The 12,411-nt window shown below is 66.5% G+C and carries 13 protein-coding genes; 10 read left to right on the top strand and 3 right to left on the bottom strand.

The window, feature by feature from the left end; genetic code table 11:
- From EO170_RS02450 to rlmM, 3 genes are read left to right on the top strand one after another with little or no spacing between them, the layout of a single operon-like run.
- Entirely contained in the window at window positions 1-414 is a 414-nt protein-coding gene (locus tag EO170_RS02450) for a hypothetical protein (RefSeq protein WP_104585027.1), read from the top strand.
- Window positions 414-974 (top strand): nucleoside deaminase, encoded by a 561-nt coding sequence (locus EO170_RS02445; protein ID WP_104585025.1) that lies wholly within the window; start codon window positions 414-416, stop codon window positions 972-974. Before EO170_RS02450 ends, EO170_RS02445 begins: the two co-directional genes overlap by 1 nt.
- Window positions 975-1,010: 36 nt before the next feature.
- Window positions 1,011-2,054, top strand: coding sequence for a 23S rRNA (cytidine(2498)-2'-O)-methyltransferase RlmM (gene rlmM / locus EO170_RS02440; RefSeq protein WP_126942280.1), 1,044 nt, complete (start codon window positions 1,011-1,013; stop codon window positions 2,052-2,054).
- Window positions 2,055-2,398: 344 nt separating this feature from the next.
- Here rlmM and EO170_RS02435 read toward each other — a convergent pair whose 3' ends face one another.
- Entirely contained in the window at window positions 2,399-3,508 is a 1,110-nt protein-coding gene (locus EO170_RS02435; RefSeq protein WP_115676190.1) for a Gfo/Idh/MocA family oxidoreductase, read from the bottom strand.
- A gap of 262 nt (window positions 3,509-3,770) precedes the next feature.
- On the opposite strand from EO170_RS02435, the gene EO170_RS02430 reads away from it, so the two are divergent.
- The 7 genes from EO170_RS02430 (at window position 3,771) to EO170_RS02400 (ending at window position 10,788) form a co-directional block, all read left to right on the top strand.
- Complete coding sequence (locus EO170_RS02430) at window positions 3,771-4,673, top strand: SMP-30/gluconolactonase/LRE family protein (RefSeq protein WP_126942277.1); 903 nt, start codon at window positions 3,771-3,773, stop codon at window positions 4,671-4,673.
- Window positions 4,674-4,754: 81 nt separating this feature from the next.
- Window positions 4,755-5,477, top strand: coding sequence for a hypothetical protein (locus EO170_RS02425; protein ID WP_119130779.1), 723 nt, complete (start codon window positions 4,755-4,757; stop codon window positions 5,475-5,477).
- A 208-nt stretch (window positions 5,478-5,685) separates the two neighbouring features.
- Window positions 5,686-6,081 carry an EF-hand domain-containing protein gene (locus EO170_RS02420; RefSeq protein ID WP_126942275.1) on the top strand — a complete coding sequence of 132 codons (396 nt, stop codon included), beginning with the start codon at window positions 5,686-5,688 and terminating at the stop codon, window positions 6,079-6,081.
- Between the two features lie 133 nt (window positions 6,082-6,214).
- Window positions 6,215-6,688 (top strand): MarR family winged helix-turn-helix transcriptional regulator, encoded by a 474-nt coding sequence (locus tag EO170_RS02415; protein ID WP_104585082.1) that lies wholly within the window; start codon window positions 6,215-6,217, stop codon window positions 6,686-6,688.
- A gap of 34 nt (window positions 6,689-6,722) precedes the next feature.
- Window positions 6,723-7,550 (top strand): p-hydroxycinnamoyl CoA hydratase/lyase, encoded by an 828-nt coding sequence (locus EO170_RS02410; protein ID WP_016900748.1) that lies wholly within the window; start codon window positions 6,723-6,725, stop codon window positions 7,548-7,550.
- A gap of 83 nt (window positions 7,551-7,633) precedes the next feature.
- Window positions 7,634-9,103 (top strand): aldehyde dehydrogenase, encoded by a 1,470-nt coding sequence (locus EO170_RS02405; RefSeq protein ID WP_126942272.1) that lies wholly within the window; start codon window positions 7,634-7,636, stop codon window positions 9,101-9,103.
- A gap of 206 nt (window positions 9,104-9,309) precedes the next feature.
- On the top strand, window positions 9,310-10,788 hold the full coding sequence (locus EO170_RS02400) for an AMP-binding protein (RefSeq protein ID WP_126942269.1): 1,479 nt from the start codon (window positions 9,310-9,312) through the stop codon (window positions 10,786-10,788).
- 194 nt (window positions 10,789-10,982) lie between these two features.
- Here the strand turns inward: EO170_RS02400 and EO170_RS02395 are convergent, their stop codons facing one another.
- Window positions 10,983-11,984, bottom strand: a complete 1,002-nt coding sequence (locus tag EO170_RS02395; RefSeq protein ID WP_104585011.1) for a LysR substrate-binding domain-containing protein — start codon at window positions 11,982-11,984, stop codon at window positions 10,983-10,985.
- 66 nt (window positions 11,985-12,050) lie between these two features.
- The gene (locus EO170_RS02390) at window positions 12,051-12,410 is read right to left on the bottom strand and encodes a protocatechuate 3,4-dioxygenase (protein ID WP_039523676.1); all 360 of its coding nucleotides are present in this window, start codon (window positions 12,408-12,410) and stop codon (window positions 12,051-12,053) included.
- Between the last annotated feature and the right edge of the window lies 1 nt (window position 12,411).

Raw genomic sequence — 12,411 nt, 5'->3', positions numbered from 1 at the left:
ATGTCCCGTCTTTTGTCCCGGTGTCTGAGCTCGATGCTGTTGCTGGCCTGTCTGGTGTCGGTCGGCTGCGCCGCACCGCCGGCCGATACGGCCACGCCGCCTCCAGCGACCGGCTCGGCAACCAGTCCGGCAAGTGGCAAGCCGATCACCGTCACCACCACCTGTCGCACCGACGCCGACTGCACGGTGAAGAACGTCGGCAACTGCTGCGGCGCATTTCCGGCCTGCGTCAACGTCAACAGTGCCACCGACCCCAAGGGCGTGCAGGCGCAATGCCAGGCCAGCGGCATGATGAGCGTGTGCGGCTTCCGCGAGATCAGCGCCTGCCAGTGCGTGGCCGGGCAATGTGCCGCAAAGGACGCCCAGGCCGATACACTGCGCCCCGCTCCCCCCTCTACAGAAATGGTCCACTGATGCTTTACGCGCAAGTCCACCTCACGCTGCCCGACTGGATTCACGCGCATGTCGACGACAGCCGCGCCTATCCCAGCGACGAGGACAAGGTGGCGCTGGCAATCGACCTGTCGCGGATGAACGTGCATGAGCGCAGCGGCGGCCCGTTCGGGGCGGTCGTGTTCGGCCCGGACCACCGCATCATCGCCGCGGCGGTGAACCGCGTGGTGCCGCAGACCACCTCGCTGGCGCACGCCGAAAACATGGCCTACATGCTTGCCCAGCAACGCCTGCAGACGCCGCGCCTGAACGATGTGCTGTCGCCGGTGACGCTGGCCACCTCGGCACAGCCGTGCTGCCAGTGCTACGGCGCCACGGTGTGGGCCGGCATCGACCGCCTGCTGATCGGCGCACGCGCCGAAGACGTGATGGCGCTGACCGAATTCGACGAAGGCCCCTTGCCGGCCGATTGGGTGGGCGAGCTCACCCGTCGCGGCATCGAGGTGGTGCGCGACGTGCATCGCGACCAGGCCTGCGCGGTGTTGCGCACCTATGGCGAGGGCGGCGGTGACCATTATTGACCTGCCTCGCAACGATCGCGCACGCCAGGCCCTGCGATGAGCGGCCTGCTGTGTTACTGCCGCCAGGGCTTCGAGCCGGAGCTGGCCGCCGAGTTGAGCGCGCGCGCCGCCTTCGTCGGCATCGCCGGCTATGCGCGAACCCAGCGCAACGACGGCTATGTGCTGTTCGTCTGCGATGAGGCCGCGCAACTGGCCGCCAGGCTGCACTGGCGCGAGCTGATCTTCGCGCGGCAGAAGCTGGTGGTGGTTGCCGAACTCAAGGGCATCGACCCCAAGGACCGCATCACGCCGATCCTGGCCGCACTGGAAGGCCAGCCGCGTTTCGGCGACCTGTGGGTGGAACACCCGGATTCGGACGCGGGCAAGCCGCTGGCCGGGCTGGCACGCAGTTTCGGCAATGCCTTGCGTCCGGCCTTGCGCAAGGCCGGCCTGCTGACCGACAAACCGCAGCCGCGCCTGGCGCGGCTGCATGTCTGTTTTCTCGATGGCGACCATGCCTTGCTGGCGGTGGCCGACAGTGCCGACAGCGCGCCGTGGCCGTTGGGCATTCCGCGCCTGAAGCTGTTGCCGGAGGCGCCATCGCGCTCGGCGCTCAAGCTCGACGAAGCCCTGCTCACCCTGCTCGCACCGGAAGAACGCGAAGCGCTGGTCAAGCCAGGCATGCGCGCCGCCGATCTGGGCGCGGCGCCCGGCGGCTGGACCTGGGTGCTCACCCGCCAGCACCTGCATGTCACCAGCGTCGACAACGGCCCGCTCCGCGAGCATGTGCTGGAAACCGGCCTGGTCGAGCATCTGCGTGCCGACGGCTTTCACTGGAAGCCTGCGCAGGCGCTGGACTGGATGGTCTGCGACATGGTCGAGCAACCGCGCCGCGTGGCCGAACGCATGGCCACCTGGATCCGCGAAGGCTGGTGCCGCAACACCATCTTCAACCTCAAGCTGCCGATGAAAAAGCGCTGGGACGAAACCCGGCTATGCCTGGACCTGTTCGAACAGCAGGCCGAAAAATCGCTGATCGTGCGTGCCAAGCAGCTGTATCACGATCGTGAGGAGATCACGGTGCTGGCGATGCGGGGCTGAGGGCCGGGATTCGGGATTCGGGAATCGTAAGAGCCGGGAATCGGGAATCGGGAATCGTAAAGGCGGGTGATTGGCGGCGGAATTGCTGTGGTACTGGCCAGTGGCAGCGTGCTGATGTGCATGACACCACTCCTGGGGCCCATGCAGAGCACCTGAGTAGGCGTACGGCTCGCAGCAGGCGCTGGTCCCGCACGATGGCACAGCATGTGCTCCAGCGTCGGATTGAAAGGCCTCCTCGTACGCGAAGGCCTTTTTAGCTCTTGGTGGCGGCAAGCTGGCTTGAGCCAGTCCGCTCTCTCAGATCAGGGCCAGCCCGCTCCGTCGCTCGACGGAGCAGGCTGCGGTCACAGCACGATCCGCTTGCTGCCCTCGCGGGCCGAGCGGTAGATCGCATCGACGATGCGGATGTCGCGCAGGCCTTCTTCGCCAGGTGCGCGCAGCGGAGTGCCGTTGATGATCGCCAGCGCGTCCTCGTCCATCTGCAGTGCCTGCTGGTGCGGCACCTTGGCGTCGAACACGCGCCCGTCGCTGGCCTTGCCGGTCACGCCCTGGTAGCTCTGGAACGGCGACAACTCATACCAGCCGCGCTCGCACTCGGCGCGCAGCACATTCATGTTCTTGCCGAAGCTGGTCTTGCACTCGGCACGCACCGCATTCGGAAATTCCAGCGTGAAGTCCATATGCTCGTCGACTTCGTCGAACAGCTCCGGGCGATCGGTCCAGCGCTTGGCGGTCACGGCCAACGGTTCGCTGCCCGCCGTGTAGCGCGCGGCATTGAGCGGATACACGCCCATGTCGTACATCGCCCCGCCGCCGAACTGGGAACGCAAGCGCCACGGACGATCGGCCTTGGTCGCATCGTGGTAGCCGTTGTACCCGGCCTCGGCACGCACGCGTTGCATCGCGCCGAACGGCTTCTCGCTGGCCATCGCGATCAGGCGGCGCGTATTGGGTTCGTGCTGCATGCGGTAACCGATCGCCAGCGCCACCTTGTTGCGCCTGCATGCCGCGATCATGGCCTCGCATTCGCCGGCATGCATCGCCATCGGCTTTTCGCACCAGACATGCTTGCCGGCCGCCGCCGCGCGCAGGGTCAGCGGCGCATGCAGGTGGGTGGGCGTGACGATGTACACCACGTCGATGTCGTCGTTGTCGGCAATCCGGTCGAAGTTCTCGTAGCTGTAGACGTTGCGATCGGCGATGCCGTACTTGGCCTGCCACTGCGGAATCTTCGAGGGCGTGCCGGTGACGATGCCCGCCAGCTTGCAATGCTTGGTCAGTGCCAGGCCCGGCGCGAGTTGCTCGCTGGCATAACTGCCCAGGCCGGCCAGCGCCACATTCAGCGGTTTGCCCGGCTTTTTCTTCGGCAATGCCCAGCCGGGCGCAGCCAGCAGGATGCCTGCACCGCCGAACGCGGCAAGCAGACGGCGACGTGTGATCGATTCCACGGACATGCAAACCTCCTTCGCAAGATTGAGAGCGGCTGACACCATCGCGTGCGGTCATCAGTCGATGACGACGCACGCGCACCGGAGTGTCAGTGGATACATGCCGCACCACGTCCCAATCGCACTGCCCGCAGATGGGCGCAGTGGTGCTGTTGGTCGCTGGTCGGCCAATACTGCCCGGGCACCTTACTTGATCGCGCGTGATCACCGCCATGGCCGCTGCGCACGTTCTGGCACACTGGCAACGATCCCATCTGGAGCATGCCGCATGACCGCTGTCGCCCGCCGTCGTTTCCTGCCCCTGGCGTTGCTGTTGTCCAGCTCGCTGGCAATCGCTGACGATGCGCCCTTCGTTGCGCGCGACCTGATCGGCGATGGCGCCTTCACCCACAATGCCGAAGGCCCTGCGGCAGGACCGGATGGCGCGCTGTATGCAGTGAATCTGGGCAAGGACGGCACCATCGCGCGCATTGCGCTGCACGCCGATGGCAGCGCGAAGGCAGAGGTCTTCGTGACCTTGCCCGACGGCAGCACCGGCAATGGCATCCGCTTCCGCGACGGGACGATGTACGTGGCCGATTTCACCGGCCACAAGATCCTGCAGGTGAACCTGCGCACGCGTGCGGTCAGCACCTTCGCCTCGCTGCCCGACGCCGATGGTCCCAATGACCTGGCGCTTGCGCCCGATGGCAGCTTCTATGCAAGCGACCCGAACTGGAAGGAAAACAGCGGCCGCCTGTGGCACATCAGCCGCGAGGGCGTGGTCCAGTTGATGGAGTCGGGCATGACCACGCCCAACGGGCTGGACGTCAGCCCCGACGGCAAGCATCTTTACGTCAACGAAAGCATGTCGCGCAAGGTCTGGGTGTACGACCGCGTCGATGGCGGCCTGCGCAACAAACGCCTGCTGATCAGCTTCCCGGACTTCGGCATGGATGGCATGCGTTGCGATGCCGACGGCAATCTCTACATCGCCCGCTACGATGCCGGGCAGATCGCGGTGGTCTCGCCGCAGGGCACGTTGCTGCGCACGGTCGCGTTGAAGGGCCGCAAGGCCAGCAACGTGGCGTTCGGCGGCAGCGATGGCAAACAGGTGTTCGTCACCCTGCAGGATCGTGGCGCAGTTGAAACGTTCAGGTCCGATCGCCCGGGCCGCGAAACCGGACGCTGAAACTGCTGCGCGCGTCGCAACGGTTCTCAGGTCGCGCAACAGCGCGCTGGCATCCTGCAGGTCACCCGTGGAGGACTCCCCATGCAACCGATCGAACTCAAGGACGCGGCCGCCTTCGGCAACGAATTCCTGCGCCTGACCCTGCTGCAGGGATTCCAGTCGCTGACCAAGCGCGACCTGGAATTGCTGATCTTCGTGCTGCTCGAACGCGATGGCGCCATCTCGCGCAACAGCTCCAACGCGATGGTCGCGCTGCAGCTGCGGGTGACCTCGGCCAAGGTCAAGGCATTGCGTCGCGACGGCTATGCGCGTTGGCGCTCGCTGGTGCCCGAGGAAGGCGACGCGGCGATGCAGCGCATCGTCGCCAACGTGCTCACCGAAGACAACCTGCGCTCCGGCGCCAAGCACGTCAGCGAACGTAGCCGCAAGGAAGGGTTTCTGGCGGTGCGCATCGAACACCCCGATGACGCGCAGCAATTCGAGCAGGCCATCCTGGATGTCGGTGCCTTGCCGGTGTACGAGCGCAATCGCGAAGTGGTCGCGGTGCGCTTCGACACGCTGCTGAAAGTCGCCGAGCGCTGGGGCTATCTGCAGCCGGATCCGCAGGCCACCGTGCGCGAACTGCAAAAGCTCACGCCCACGGCAGAGGAAGTGGCGGATCTGCTGAAGAAGGACATCGCGCAACTGCGTTGGGAAGATGTCCGGCGCGCGCTCAACAGCCTCGGCGCCAAGGCGGTGACCAGCACTGCCGAGGGTGGCCTGAAGGGCTTGTTGAAGATCGTGTTTCCGTTCATCCCGGGCTGAGCGGCGAGCCGGGTGCACTGTCCGAAGCTGCGGTGCGGCGGTGGGTTCCCGGCTCCGGTCCCGGTTGGCCGATGGCGCATCTCGTGCCGCACCGACGGTCGCCTGGCACACGCAGACGCTGTCGCCGTACGCCGGGCGCAGCGTGCACGCACCTCAACACGCCCGCCAGCCTCTATGCTTGCGGGCTGTTCCACATCAGGGGGACCTGATGACCACCGTTCGTATTGCCTCGTTTTCCGTACTGCTGCTGTTCGGCGGCCACGCGCTCGCGCAACAGACGCCGACGCCGACCAGCAGCGTGCCGCTGATCGAGGTTCCCAATGTGATTCGCACTCAGCCGCTGTCCAGCGGCGAGGTCACCCATCAGGCCCAGCTGGAGCGTCCACGCGGCGAGGCCAGCGTGATCGTGCGCTCGATCCAGCCCAATAGCGTGGTCGGCAGCTACCGCATCGACTTCCAGGCGCTGGATACCGATGGCGACGGCCGCATCAGTCGCGCCGAGGCCCAGGCCAACCCGGCACTGGCAGAGGAATTCGACGCGCTCGACACGCGTCACAGCGGCCACCTGAGCCGCGAGCAGATGGCCGGCTGGCTGATTCAGTAAGGTATTGGTCAGCAGCGTGCGCGGCTGCGCTACGCAGGCGCGCACGCTGCTTCGTTTGTGACCGCGACAACCTCTTGCAGTGCCCGCTTCGGTCGGCTAGATTGTATTTAACGGATACAATTTGGACGGATCGATGACTGCTCGCCTGGCCCTTGCCGCAGACCTTGGCTATCAATTGCAACTGGCGACCCTGGCCTCCAGCCACGCCGCGCGCCAGGAACTGGCCGAACTGCACCTGACTCCGGCGCGCGTCACCGCCTTGATCCATATCCGCGACCAGCCCGGCTGCGACCAGACCGAACTGGGCAACCGCCTGCTGGTCAATCGCGCTGCCGGCATGAAGATCGCCAACGCGCTGGCCGAGCAGGGCCTGATCGAACGCCTGGCCGGCCGCGACCGACGCAGCAAGGGCCTGTATCTCACCTCGCTTGGCGAGCGCACGCTCGCCACTGCCCAGGGCTGCCTGGCACGGGCGGTTGCGCGTACCTGCACCGGCCTGCAAGCCAGCGAGCAGCAGACCCTGCTGCGCCTGCTCTGCAAGTTGAACGCCAGCGCCACGCTGGAACGGGCAAACGTGGCGGACACCGCGCTCGCCGAAGACCTGTGATTCCCACCTTGTACCGACTCGAAGGAGACGCCGCTTGAACGAGCATGACGTGGTATCGGTCCGCATCGAAAACCGCATTGCCTGGGTGAAGTTCGCACGCCCCGACAAACGCAACGCGATGAGCCCGGCGCTCAACCGCCGCATGATGGACGTGCTGGACGAGCTGGAATTCGACGACAACGTCGGCGTGCTGGTGCTCGGCGGCGAAGGTACGGCCTGGTCGGCCGGCATGGATCTGAAGGAATACTTCCGCGAGACCGAGGCACAGGGCCTGCGTGGCGTGCGTCGCTCGCAGCGCGAGTCCTACGGATGGTTCCGCCGCCTGCGCTGGTACCAGAAACCCACCATCGCAATGGTCAATGGCTGGTGTTTCGGCGGCGGCTTCGGGCCCTTGTTCGCCTGCGACCTGGCGATCGCCGCCGACGAGGCGCAGTTCGGCCTGTCGGAAATCAACTGGGGCATCCTGCCCGGCGGCGGCGTCACCAAGGTCGCGGTGGAGCTGCTGTCCATGCGCGATGCGATGTGGATGACGCTGACCGGCGAAATGGTCGACGGCAAGAAGGCCGCCGAATGGCGCCTGGTCAACGAAAGCGTGCCGCTGGAACGGCTGGAAGCACGGACCCGCGAAGTGGCCCAGTTGCTGCTCAAGAAGAACCCTGTCGCACTGAAGTATGCAAAGGATGCCGTGCGTCGCGTCGGCACCATGACCTACGACGAAGCCGAAGATTATCTGGTGCGCATGCAGGAAGCGGCCAATTCGTTCGACAACAACGCCCGCAAGGAAGGCATCCGTCAGTTCATCGACGAGAAGAGCTACAAGCCCGGCCTGGGCGAATACGACCTGACCAAAAACAGCGCCTGAGCAGTTCCCAGGGCGCCTGAAGCGATGCGTGCACCCCACGCATCGCTGGCGCTGCCAGTGGTTTTCTGCACCGAGGAGGGAGTATGGAAGCCTTGTCCGCAACCCTGCGCGGGATCGCTGCGCGTGGGCCATTGGGCCTGTTCATCGACGGCCAGTGGCGCGCAAGCAGCGGCGATCGCGACGTCGATGTGATTGCACCGCACACCGAACAACGCCTGCTGCGCTACACCGAGCCCGCGCCTGCCGACACCGAGGCGGCCATCGCCGCCGCGCGCGCCGCGTTCGACACCGGCCCCTGGCCGCAGCTATCGCCACAAGAGCGTGGCGTCGTGCTCAAGCGCGTGGCCGCGCAGTTGCGTGCGCGCCTACCGGAACTGGCCGAGGCCTGGACCGGACAGGTCGGCGCCACCATCGGCTTCAGTCGCCGCGCCTCGCAGCAGGCGCCCGGCCTGTTCGACTATTACGGCGACCTGATCGCGACCCATCCGTTCGTGGAGCCCCGTGCACGCGCCAACGGCGGCCGCGTGCACATCGTGCAGGAGCCGGTGGGCGTGGTCGCCACGATCACCCCCTGGAACGCCCCGCTGGTGCTGCTCTGCTACAAGGTCGCTGCCGCCCTGGCGGCCGGTTGCACGGTGGTGGCCAAGCCCTCGCCGGAAACGCCGATCGATGCCTACATCCTGGCCGAGTGCATCAGCGCGGCCGGCGTGCCCGATGGCGTGTTCAATCTGCTGCCGGGTGGTCGCGAGGTCGGCGAACACCTGATCCGCCATCCGCAGGTGGACAAGGTGAGTTTTACCGGGTCCACCCAGGCCGGGCGGCTGATCGGGATGGCCTGCGCCGAGCGTCTGGCGCGGGTCGGGCTGGAGCTGGGCGGCAAGTCCGCCGCGATCGTGCTGGACGATGCAGACATCGCCAAGGTGCTGCCCAGCCTGGTGCCCTACTCGATGCCGATCACCGGCCAGGTGTGCTTCGCGCTCACCCGCGTGCTGGTGCCGGCGCAGCGACGCGACGACATCCTGCAGGCGTATTGCGCGGCCATCGGCGCGCTCAAGCTCGGCGATCCGTTCGCTGCCGAGACCGGCATGGGTCCGTTGGCGCTTGGCCGCCAGCTCGAACGCGTGCAGTCCTACATCGCACAGGGCCGCGCCGAGGGTGCGCGCCTGGTCATGGGTGGCGGCCGCCCCACGCATCTGCCGCGCGGCTTCTTCCTCGAACCAACGGTGTTTGCCGAGGTGACCCCGGACATGACCATCGCCCGCGAGGAGATCTTCGGCCCGGTGGTGAGCTTTATCGATTATCACGACGAGGCCGACCTGATCGCCAAGGTCAATGCCAGCGACTTCGGCCTGCACGGCACGGTCTACAGCGAGGATCCCGATCGCGCCTATCGCATCGCCCGCCGCGTGCGCAGCGGCAGTCATGCGATCAATGGCATGTGGGTAGACTTCGACATGCCTTTCGGCGGGGTCAAGCACTCCGGGATCGGCCGCGAAGGCGGCATCGAAGGACTGCATGCCTTCCTCGAGACCAAGACCATCTATCTCAGTTAGGCCCTTCAGCCCAGCGACCGCACAGATACCAGAGCAAGTGCGGTCGCAACGCGGTGGCAGCCACCGCCTCGTCCATCGCCTCCTGCGGCGCACCCGCACTCTCTGGTGAACGTTCGCCAGGCGGATCGGGCGCACGTATCAACCTTCAGCCGCAGCCGTCGCACTCACGCCAGTCACTCCCCCATCTGCATTCGGAAGACAGCGCCATGACCATGCCGACCGACTCGATCTCCTTCCACGCCCGCCTCACCCCGCACCGGCTTGCCGCCCGCGACCTGCTGCTGGACCAGCAATGGACGTACGCAGAGCTGGACGCCTTGATCGGCCGTCTGGCCGCGTTGCTGCAGAGGCGCGGCTGCATCGATGGCGAACGGCTCGCCGTGCTGGCACGCAACTCGGTCTGGCAGGTGGCGCTGCATTTCGCCTGCGCACGCGTCGGCGCGATTTACGTGCCGCTCAACTGGCGGCTGAGTGCAACCGAACTAGATGCATTGCTGCAACGCGCAGAGCCGCGCCTGCTGCTGGGTGACGACGTTGCTGCAGGGCGCGCCGATGTCGAGGCGCTGGCCGATTTCGTCGACGCGGCGAAGACGCTGGAACCGGCAGACACGGCGGCGATTCCCCCCGACCGCGTCAGCCTGATCCTGTTCACCTCAGGCACCTCCGGCCAGCCCAAAGGCGTGATGCTGAGCGAGCAGAACCTGCAGCAGGTGGCACACAACTTCGGCGTCACCACGCGCGTGGAGGCCGGCAGCAGTTTCCTGTGCGAAGCGCCGATGTTCCACATCATCGGCCTGGCCACCAACGTGCGCCCGGTGCTGGCGGTGGGCGGCTCGATCCAGGTCTCCAACGGCTTCGAACCCAGGCGCACGCTGGGCTGGCTGAGCGACCAGTCGCTGGGCATCACCCACTACGTCGGCGTGCCGCAGATGATGCAGGCCTTCCGCAGCCAGCCCGGTTTCGATGCAGCCGCGCTGCGGCATCTCACTGCGCTGGTCAGCGGCGGCGCGCCGCATGCCAGCGATGACCTGCTCGGCTGGCTGGACGATGGCATCCCGATGGTCAGCGGCTTTGGCATGAGCGAGGCCGGCACGGTGTTCGGCATGTCGGTGGACTGCGCGGTGATCCGCGACAAGCTGGGCGCGGTCGGCATTTCGGCGCCGTCGGTGCAGACGCGCGTGGTCGATGGCGATGGCAACGACTGCCCGGTCGGCGTGCCCGGCGAGCTGTTGTTGCGCGGCCCCAACCTCAGCCCCGGCTACTGGCGCGATCCGCAGGCAAGCGCCGACGCGCGCGACGCCCACGGCTGGTTCCACACCGGCGACATCGTGCGACGCGATGCCGATGGATTTTTCTGGATCGTCGATCGCAAGAAGGACATGTTCATCTCCGGCGGCGAGAACGTGTATCCGGCCGAGATCGAGGCGGTGCTTGCCGACCATCCGCAGGTACGCGAATGCGCGGTGGTGGGGATCGCCGACCCGCAATGGGGGGAAGTGGGCTACCTGGCGATCGTGCCGGCCGACGACGCGCCGGATCTGGAGCAGATCCGCGCCTATCTGATCGAACGACTGGCCAAGTACAAGGTGCCCAAGCATCTGCGCGTGGTCGAGGCGCTGCCGCGCACCGCGACCGGCAAGCTGCAGAAAGCGCGCCTGAAAGATGCCCTGGCCAGCGAGGCGTGATGCATGCCGGGCGATCGCGCCGCGCGCAGCTGGCAACGCCCCGCGTTTTCGCACCGCACTGCCCAGGTGCGGCAGCGACCAACGCCCCGACAGCACGACGGGCAGCCTGCGCTGCCCGTCGTATGCATCCGGCGCGGCGGCGGCGGCTTGCGACGCAGCCGCAGCTTGCTGCCGCGGTTGCAGCGCTCAATCGATCACGCGGACTCGTCCAGCAACAGGTTGTCCTCGCTGATCTGGTCGTCCACCCACACCGCACCCTGCCCGGCCATGACCGCCAGCTGGCGCTCCAGCTCACGCATCAGCAAGCGCACGCCGGGCTTGTGGATGGCACTGCCATCGCGATAGATCACCCCGCCTGCGCGCGCCTGCGACGGCTGTTGCAGCTGGAAGGCCCGCAGCTCGCCACGTGCGATATCCCCGGCCACCATCATGCTTGGCATCACGGCAACGCTGTCGGTGCCGAGCAGGATCTCGCGGGTAAAGCTGGCCGAACTGGAACGCAGTTGATCGCGCGTGGCCAGCCCGTGCTCGCGCATCACCTGCGCCACGTCGCGCTCCACATGCTGGCTCAGCGTCGGCAGCACCTGGCGATACGCGGCGGCTTCGCCGATGCGCACCTGGCCGTTGGCAAACAGCGGATGATCGCTGCGCGCCACCAGCGCGATCGGATCCTGGTACAGCACCTTGCGGATCAATGCGTCGTAGCGGGCCAGCGGATACAGCCGGCCCACCACCAGGTCGATCTCGTTGCCGGCCAGCTTGGGCAGCAGCTCGTCGGTACGCCCATGCAGCAGGCGCACCCGCAGCGTGGGTTCGGCGCGATACAACGCAGCCAGCACGGCCGGCAACAGGCCGCTCGCCGCGACCGGCAACGCGCCCACGGTGATGGTGAGTGCGTCATCCTGCAGCAGACCCTCGAAGGTGTCCTGCGCGCGGCGCAACTGGCCAAGCACGACGTGCGCGGTCTGTACCAGCACCTCGCCCATCGCGTTGGGGCGCACGCCACGCGAGTGACGCTCGAACAGCGGCGCGCCGACGATCTCCTCGATCTCCTGCAGGGCACGCGTCAACGCGGGCTGGGTGACGTTCAATACGCGTGAGGCGCGCAGCAGGCTTTTCTGCCGGTCCAGCGCCTCGATGACACGTAGATGCCGGACCTTGATGCGGTGTTCGAAGAACACGGAGGACATGGTCATGGGGGTAGACCTTACGTTGGGAAGTCAGGTAGTGCGGCGCGACGGCACCTGGCCGCCGCCTGCAGATCAGCGTGCATCGGGCACACGCCGTGTCTGCATGAAGTCTTCGAAGGACTCGCCACGCATGATGGCGTAGACCTGCAGATTCGTCATGCGCACCACGCGTGCGAATTTTTCGATGACGAAGAAGTTGGCGCCGTACTGCACCAGGCCGAGCCAGTCGCGTGCACGGATCAGCGCCTTTTCGTGCTCGGTGAGGCCGGCTTCCTGCATCAGGGTTTCGGAATCCTCAAGAAAGCGATCGCGCCACGGGGCGCGGATCATATGCCAGAAGAATCGGTTGATGCGCAACGCGCGGTTGCTGGTGCGCAGATCGAACAGGTAGGTCCCGCCGATCTGGTCCATGCCCTGTACTTGCGGATTCATG

It is taken from the genome of Xanthomonas sp. BRIP62409, from assembly GCF_003992965.1.
GTDB classification, from domain to species: domain Bacteria; phylum Pseudomonadota; class Gammaproteobacteria; order Xanthomonadales; family Xanthomonadaceae; genus Xanthomonas; species Xanthomonas euroxanthea.
This window is presented reverse-complemented; position numbering and strand designations above follow the sequence as displayed.